The organism is Hydrogenophaga sp., assembly GCF_028698005.1.
Classification (GTDB): Bacteria; Pseudomonadota; Gammaproteobacteria; order Burkholderiales; family Burkholderiaceae_C; genus Hydrogenophaga.
Map to the genome: position 1 here is coordinate 1 of NZ_JAQVEJ010000133.1, position 8,121 is coordinate 8,121.

Below are 8,121 nucleotides of genomic sequence, written 5' to 3' on the forward strand. Positions count from 1 at the left end.
TCCCGCTGCACTACCTGGCGATGCTCAAGAACACCCGTCCCGACGCGGCGTTCAAGCCCGAGGAGGACGGCAAGCGTGGCCCGATCCAGTTCATCGAGGACCTGAAGAAGAAGGGCCACCTGGTCGCGTACGTGGGCGACGTGGTGGGCACCGGCTCCTCGCGCAAGTCGGCCACCAACAGTGTGATCTGGGCCACCGGCGCCGACATCCCCTTCGTGCCGAACAAGCGCTTCGGCGGTGTGACGCTGGGCGGCAAGATCGCTCCGATCTTCTTCAACACCCAGGAGGATTCGGGCGCTTTGCCGATCGAGGTGGACGTGTCCAAGCTCGAGATGGGCGATGTCATCGACGTCCTGCCCTACGAGGGCAAGATCGTCAAGAATGGCGAGACCGTGGCCGAGTTCGCGCTCAAGAGCGACGTGTTGCTCGATGAGGTGCGCGCCGGCGGCCGTATCAACCTGATCATTGGCCGCGCCCTCACGGCCAAGGCCCGTGAAACCCTGGGCCTGCCGGCCTCGACCGTGTTCCGCCTGCCGGTGGCACCCCAGGATTCCGGCAAGGGCTTCACGCTGGCCCAGAAGATGGTCGGCCGCGCCTGCGGTCTGCCGGAAGGCAAGGGCATCCGTCCGGGGACCTACTGCGAGCCGCGCATGACGACCGTGGGTTCGCAGGACACCACCGGCCCGATGACCCGCGACGAGCTGAAGGACCTGGCCTGCCTGGGCTTCTCGGCCGACATGGTGATGCAGTCCTTCTGCCACACCGCCGCCTATCCCAAGCCGGTGGACGTGAAGACCCATCGCGAGCTGCCCGCCTTCATCTCCAGCCGCGGCGGCGTGGCCCTGCGTCCGGGCGACGGCGTGATCCACTCGTGGCTGAACCGCCTGCTGCTGCCCGACACCGTCGGCACCGGTGGCGACTCGCACACCCGCTTCCCGATCGGCATCTCCTTCCCGGCCGGCTCCGGTCTGGTGGCCTTCGCCGCCGCCACCGGCGTGATGCCGCTGGACATGCCCGAGTCGGTGCTGGTGCGCTTCAAGGGCCAGATGCAGCCCGGCGTGACCCTGCGCGACCTGGTGCACGCGATCCCGCTGTACGCGATCAAGCAAGGTCTGCTGACGGTGGCCAAGGCCGGCAAGAAGAACATCTTCTCCGGCAAGATCCTGGAAATCGAAGGTCTGCCCGACCTGAAGGTGGAGCAGGCCTTCGAGCTGTCCGACGCCTCGGCCGAACGCTCGGCAGCCGGCTGCACGATCAAGCTCAACCAGGAACCGATCATCGAGTACCTGAAGTCGAACGTCGTTCTGATGAAGAACATGATCGCCGACGGTTACCAGGACGCCAAGACGCTGCAGCGCCGCATCGAGAAGGTCGAGGCCTGGCTGGCCAAGCCCGAGCTGCTGGAAGCCGACAAGGATGCCGAGTACGCCGCCGTGATCGAGATCGACCTGGCCGAAATCACCGAGCCCATCGTCTGCTGCCCGAACGACCCGGACGACGCCAAGTTCCTGTCCGAAGTGGCCGGCACCAAGATCGACGAGGCCTTCATCGGTTCGTGCATGACCAACATTGGCCACTTCCGTGCCGCGGCCAAGCTGCTGGGCGGCCAGCGTGACATCCCGGTCAAGCTGTGGGTGGCACCGCCGACCAAGATGGACCAGAACGAGCTCATCAAGGAAGGCCACTACGCCGCCTTTGGCACGGCCGGTGCCCGCACCGAAATGCCGGGCTGCTCGCTGTGCATGGGCAACCAGGCGCAGGTGCGCGAAGGCGCGACCGTGATCTCCACGTCGACCCGCAACTTCCCGAACCGCCTGGGCAAGAACACCAACGTGTTCCTGGGCTCGGCCGAGCTGGCCGCCATCGCCTCGCGCCTGGGCAAGCTGCCCACCAAGGAGGAGTACCTGAAGGAAATGGGCGTGATCGATGCCGACAAGGCGTCGGTGTACCGCTACATGAACTTCAATGAAATTCCCGAGTACGCCGAGGTGGCCCAGTCGGCAACCTGAGCGACCTGCGTCAGCGTGGCGCCATGACAACGGCCCTTTGGGGCCGTTTTTTTTGCTGTTGCCGCTGCCACCGGGGCGGGGCAGGGCGTTGCGCTGCTGCTGCTCGGAGCCTCAGAGCAGGCGTGCGATCAGGGCGCCATCGCTGGGCGTGGGCAGAGGCAGCCAGACCCGCAGCGGGCTGCCCTGCGCGACCTCGATGGCCTCACCAGCCGGGTTGCGCATGGCCTCCAGTTGCACGATGCGGTTGCCACGGGGGTGGATGATTTCGAGCCGGTCGCCGACGGCGAAGCGGTTCTTGGTTTCGACCTCGGCCCACCCGTCCTCGCGGACCTGCAGGACTTCACCCACGAACTGGCTGCGCTGCCCCTGTGAGCTGCCGCTGATGTAGTTCTGGTAGTCCTGGCTGGGCCGACGCTCCAGCAGGCCGCCGGTGTAACCCCGGTTGGACAGGCCTTCGAGTTCCAGCAGCAGCTCGGGGTTGAACGGCCGGCCAGCCACCGCATCGTCGATGGCACGGCGGTAGACCTGCGCGGTGCGGGCCACGTAGTAGTGGCTCTTCGTGCGGCCCTCGATCTTGAGCGAGTCGACGCCGATGCGCGCCAGCCGGGCCACGTGCTCGACGGCGCGCAGGTCCTTGCTGTTCATGATGTAGGTGCCGTGCTCGTCCTCCATGATGGGCATCAGCTCGCCCGGGCGGCCGGTTTCCTCGATCAGCCAGACCTTGTCGGCTTCCGGGTGGCGCTCGCCTGAACCACAGGTGGAGAAGCTGGCGGCGGCGTCCTCGTTCTCCTGCGCAAAGTCGAAACCCTCGAGTGCCGCCAGTGGCACGGCCTCACCCGTATCGGTGTCGGTGGTGGCGCCGTGGGTCTTGTACTGCCAGCGGCAGGCGTTGGTGCAGGTGCCCTGGTTGGGGTCGCGCCGGTTGAAGTAGCCCGAGAGCAGGCAGCGGCCCGAGTAGGCGATGCACAGGGCCCCGTGCACGAACACCTCCAGTTCGATGTCGGGGCAGTCGTTGCGGATGGCCTCGACCTCGTCCAGGCTCAGCTCGCGCGAGAGGATGACGCGGGCCACGCCTTGCCGGCCCCAGAATTTCACCGCCGCGCTGTTGGTGGTGTTGGCCTGCACCGAGAGGTGAATCGGGACCTCGGGCCACAGGCCCTTTTCCATCTGCTCGCGCACCAGCATGATCAGGCCCGCGTCGGCCATGATGAGCGCGTCGGGGCGCAGTTCCACCACCGGCTGCAGGTCGCGCAGGTAGGTGCGCAGCTTGTCGTTGTGGGCGATCAGGTTGCTGGTGACGAAGAACTTCTTGTGGCCCGCGTGGGCCTCGGCAATGCCCTGGGCGATCTGCTCCAGGCGGAACTCGTTGTTGCGCGCGCGCAGGGAATATCGCGGCTGGCCGGCATAGACGGCATCGGCACCGAAACGAAAGGCGGCGCGCATGCGGTGCAGCGAGCCGGCGGGCAGGAGCAGTTCGGGGGCTTTCATGGGCAGCCCTCGATTGTCCTGCATGTGGCGCTCCGATGGGCGCGCATGGCCAAAAAACTGTCCGGACCTAGCGGTGCATGACCCCACTCCTTGGGGGTTGGCGCTGCTTGGCACAGAATGGAGAGCGCACCCGATGGACGATCAGGAGTAGCACCATGGCCCCAGCGACGACATTCAGGCACCCGTTTGCCGACACCCTCAGAACCTTCCGGATGCCCTCCGGCAAAAGTGGCCGCTTCTATTCGCTGCCCGCCCTGGCCAAACAGCTGCCCGGGGTGCGGCGCCTGCCGGTCTCGCTGCGCATCGTGCTCGAGAGTGTGCTGCGCCACTGCGATGGCGAGCGTGTGCTGTCCTCGCACGTGACGCAACTGGCCAACTGGAAGCCCCGGGCCGCCCGCACGGAAGAGATCCCCTTTACGGTGGCCCGTGTGGTGCTGCAGGACTTTACCGGCGTGCCGCTGCTGGCCGATCTGGCGGCGATGCGCAGCACCGCCGCCCGTCTGGGGCACGATCCGAAGAAGATCGAACCCCTGGTGCCGGTCGATCTGGTGGTGGACCACTCGGTCATGGTCGACTACTACGGCAAGAAGAACGCGCTCGATCTGAACATGAAGCTGGAATTCCAGCGCAACCGCGAGCGCTACCAGTTCATGAAGTGGGGCATGCAGGCCTTCGACACCTTCGGCGTGGTGCCGCCGGGCTTCGGCATCGTGCACCAGGTCAACCTCGAGTACCTGGCGCGCGGCGTGCACCTGAAGGGCGGGCTGTACTACCCGGATACCCTGGTCGGCACCGACAGCCACACCACCATGATCAACGGCATCGGCGTGGTGGGCTGGGGCGTGGGCGGCATCGAGGCCGAGGCCGCGATGCTGGGCCAGCCGGTGTACCTGCTCACGCCCGACGTGGTCGGCTTCGAGTTCACCGGTCGCCTGCGCGAGGGCGTGACCGCCACCGATCTGGTGCTCACCGTCACCGAGGTCCTGCGCCGGCACAAGGTGGTGGGCAAGTTCGTGGAATTCTTCGGCGAAGGCACGGCATCGCTGTCGTTGCCGGACCGGGCAACGATCGGCAACATGGCGCCCGAGTACGGCGCCACCATGGGATTTTTCCCGGTGGACGACAAGACGCTCGACTACTTCCGCGGCACCGGGCGCAGCAAGGCCGAGATCGAGGCCTTCGAAGCCTACTTCCGCGCCCAGGGCCTGTTCGGCGTGCCGGGCGCGGCGGGTGCGCAGATCAAGGCCGGCGAGATCGAGTATTCGCAGGTCATCACGCTCGATCTGGGCACGGTGGCGCCCTCGCTGGCCGGCCCCAAGCGGCCGCAGGACCGCATCGAGCTGGGGCGGGTGGCCGGGCAGTTCGAGTCGCTGTTCAGCAAGCCCAACGCCGACAATGGCTTCAACCAGCCGGCGGAGTTGCTGCATACGCGCTACCAGGTCCGCTACCAGGACCATCCCGAGGTGAAGACGCCGGCCGATCCGGCCACGCCACCGCTGGCGGCGCCGCGCTACGTGATCGAAATGGTGGCCAACAAGCCCACGCTCAGTTCGTCGCACACGCGCGGCGAGAACCCGCGCAGTGTCCCGGGCAAGGGGTTCAGCATCGGCCACGGCGACGTGCTGATTGCCGCCATCACCAGTTGCACCAACACCTCCAACCCGAGCGTGTTGCTGGCGGCGGGCCTGCTGGCCAAAAAGGCGGTGGAGGCCGGTCTCAAGGTGCAGCCGCACATCAAGACCTCGCTGGCGCCGGGTTCGCGCATCGTCACCGAGTACCTCACCGAGACGGGCCTGCTGCCCTACCTGGAGAAACTGGGCTTCGCGCTGGCCGGCTACGGCTGCACCACCTGCATCGGCAATGCCGGCGACCTGGCACCGGAGATCAACGAGGCCATCACGGGACATGACCTGGTGTGCGCGGCGGTGCTCTCGGGCAACCGCAACTTCGAGGCCCGCATCCACCCGAACCTCAAGGCCAACTTCCTGGCCAGCCCACCGCTGGTGGTGGCCTACGCGATCGCCGGCACGGTGCTCAGGGACCTGATGACCGAGCCGGTGGGGCAGGGCAAGGGGGGCAAGGCGGTGTATCTGGGCGACATCTGGCCCAGCAGCGACGAGATTCACGCGCTGATGAAGCACGCCATGAAGGGGCGGGCCTACCGCGACAACTACGCCCAGGTGCGGACCGATCCAGGCAAGTTGTGGGAGCGCATCAGCGGCGCAAGCGGCAATACCTACGACTGGCCCACGAGCACCTACATCGCCGAGCCACCGTTTTTCGACGGTTTCTCGCTGGAGGCGGCCGCGTCGGCTGGGCCCGTGGCGATCCGAGGCGCACGCGTGATGGCGCTGTTTGGCGATTCCATCACCACGGACCACATCTCGCCCGCCGGTTCGATCAAGGAGAACTCGCCTGCGGGCCGCTGGCTGCGTGAGCATGGCGTGCTCCCGCCCGATTTCAACAGTTACGGCTCGCGCCGGGGCAACCACGAGGTGATGATGCGCGGCACTTTCGCCAATGTGCGCATCAAGAACCTGATGCTGCCACCGTTGGCGGATGGCTCGCGCGAGGAGGGCGGCATGACGCTGCACCAACCCTCGGGCGACAAGTTGCCGATCTACGATGCGGCAATGCGCTACCAGGCCGAGGGCGTGCCGACGGTGATTTTCGCTGGCGAGGAGTACGGTACCGGCTCGAGCCGGGACTGGGCGGCCAAAGGTACGCAGTTGCTGGGGATCAAGGCGGTGATCGCGCGCAGTTTCGAGCGTATCCACCGGTCCAACCTGGTGGGCATGGGGGTGCTGCCGCTGCAGTTCAAGCCGGGTGACTCGTGGGAATCGCTCGGGCTGCGCGGCGATGAGTCGGTCGAGGTGGTGCCGCACCCGGACCTGATGCCACAGAGCGATGCCCGGCTGGTGGTCGTTCGCGCCGATGGCACAAGCACCGAGCTGACGGTGACGCTGCGCATCGATACGCCGGTCGAGGTGAGCCATTACCGTGCCGGCGGCATCCTGCCCTACGTGCTCAGGCAATTGCTGGGTGCTTGAGCCATGACGCCCAACACGGCATGATGTGAAGACCGCGCCCGCCGGGCGCCCTGACCGGGAGTTGCCATGCGCAAGCCTGCCCTGTACAGCCGATCCGATCGCGGTGCCGCCGCGCCGGAGCAGCAGCGTGCGGACGCCGGCCGGCTGGCGTTTCCGGCCGGGGCGCAGCGGCGGGGGCGCGGGCCGCTGTCGCGCTGGCGAGCCGCACTGGCGCGATGGGCGGTGAGTCCCCGTGCCATGTGGTCGGCGATGCTGCTGCTGCTCGTGCTGCTCGCGCTCAGCACCTGGCAGTTGCGCGTGGTCTCGCCAAGGGCCCTCACGCAAAAGGACATCGATGCCGCCGTGCTGCGCACGCTGACCACGCAATCCCTGCCTTCGCCGGCGGCGCGCGCGGCGGAGATGGTGCGCCCTTCGGTGGTGCGGGTCGAATCCTTTGTGCGCGACGACAAGGGCGAGGAGGTCGAACACGGCGTCGGCACGGGGGTCGTGATCGTTGACCAGGGGGTGATCCTGACCAACCTGCACGTGGTGCAGGGAGCGCAGCGCGTCAGGCTGGTGTTCGCCGACGGTGCGGAGTCCGGCGCGGTGGTCACCGGTGTGCAGGCACACAATGACCTGGCGGTGCTCCAGGCGCAGACCGTGCCCGACGACCTGCAGGCCGCCACGATGCGCTCCACCGGCGACCTGCTGCCCGGCGACCAGGTGGTCGCGGTGGGCTTTCCGTTCGGCATCGGCCCCTCGGTGTCGGCGGGTGTGATCTCGGGCTTCGGCCGCTCGTTCCGGGCCCCCGAAGGGGAGCAGGACATCGAGAACCTGATCCAGTTTGACGCGGCGGCCAACCCGGGCAACTCGGGCGGGCCGCTCGTGACCATGGATGGCGAGGTGGTCGGTATCGTCACCGGCATCCTCAACCCGTCCCGGGCCCGCACCTTCGTGGGCATCGGGTTTGCCGTGCCCATCGAAAGCGCCGCCTCGGCGGCCGGCCTGCCACCCTTCTGAACCCACCGGAGCGCCGCATGAGCCAGAACACTCCCCTCGATACCGCCCAGCTCATGGAGCAGATCCTGTACGAGGTCAAGCGCGTGGTGGTCGGGCAGGACCGCTTCCTGGAGCGCGTGATGGTGGCCATGCTCGCGCAGGGGCACCTGCTGGTGGAAGGGGTGCCAGGCCTGGCCAAGACGCTGACCGTCAAGACGCTGGCCGATGTGGTGCGTGGGCGTTTCAGGCGCATCCAGTTCACGCCCGACCTGGTGCCGGCCGACCTGGTGGGCACGCGCATCTACAACCAGAAAACCGGCGAGTTCACCACCGCGCTGGGCCCGGTGTTCGCCAACCTGCTGCTGGCCGACGAGATCAACCGCGCACCGGCCAAGGTACAGAGCGCGCTGCTGGAGGTGATGCAGGAGCGCCAGGTGACGATCGCAGGCGAGACGCACAAGGTGCCCGATCCGTTCCTCGTCATGGCAACGCAGAACCCCATCGAGACCGAGGGCACCTACCCGCTGCCCGAGGCGCAGGTCGACCGTTTCATGATGAAGGTGCTGGTGGACTACCCCACCGACGAAGAGGAATAT

5 protein-coding genes are annotated in these 8,121 nt (G+C 67.2%); 4 read left to right on the top strand and 1 reads right to left on the bottom strand.

Features of this window, described 5'->3' with window-relative positions:
* Positions 1–2,009: bifunctional aconitate hydratase 2/2-methylisocitrate dehydratase (locus tag PHQ87_RS12280; protein WP_300234673.1), on the top strand; the 2,009-nt coding region annotated here is incomplete at its 5' end.
* 111 nt (positions 2,010–2,120) lie between these two features.
* Here the strand turns inward: PHQ87_RS12280 and yegQ are convergent.
* Positions 2,121–3,521 (bottom strand): tRNA 5-hydroxyuridine modification protein YegQ, encoded by a 1,401-nt coding sequence (gene yegQ, locus PHQ87_RS12285; RefSeq protein WP_300234675.1) that lies wholly within the window; start codon positions 3,519–3,521, stop codon positions 2,121–2,123.
* Positions 3,522–3,652: 131 nt separating this feature from the next.
* Between yegQ and PHQ87_RS12290 the strand changes: the two genes are divergently transcribed.
* From PHQ87_RS12290 to PHQ87_RS12300, 3 genes are all read left to right on the top strand, one after another.
* Positions 3,653–6,547 (top strand): aconitate hydratase, encoded by a 2,895-nt coding sequence (locus tag PHQ87_RS12290; RefSeq protein WP_300234677.1) that lies wholly within the window; start codon positions 3,653–3,655, stop codon positions 6,545–6,547.
* Between the two features lie 66 nt (positions 6,548–6,613).
* On the top strand, positions 6,614–7,546 hold the full coding sequence (locus tag PHQ87_RS12295; RefSeq protein ID WP_300234680.1) for a trypsin-like peptidase domain-containing protein: 933 nt from the start codon (positions 6,614–6,616) through the stop codon (positions 7,544–7,546).
* A 17-nt stretch (positions 7,547–7,563) separates the two neighbouring features.
* Positions 7,564–8,121, top strand: a 558-nt coding sequence (locus PHQ87_RS12300; RefSeq protein ID WP_300234682.1) for an AAA family ATPase, incomplete at its 3' end; no start/stop codon positions are given.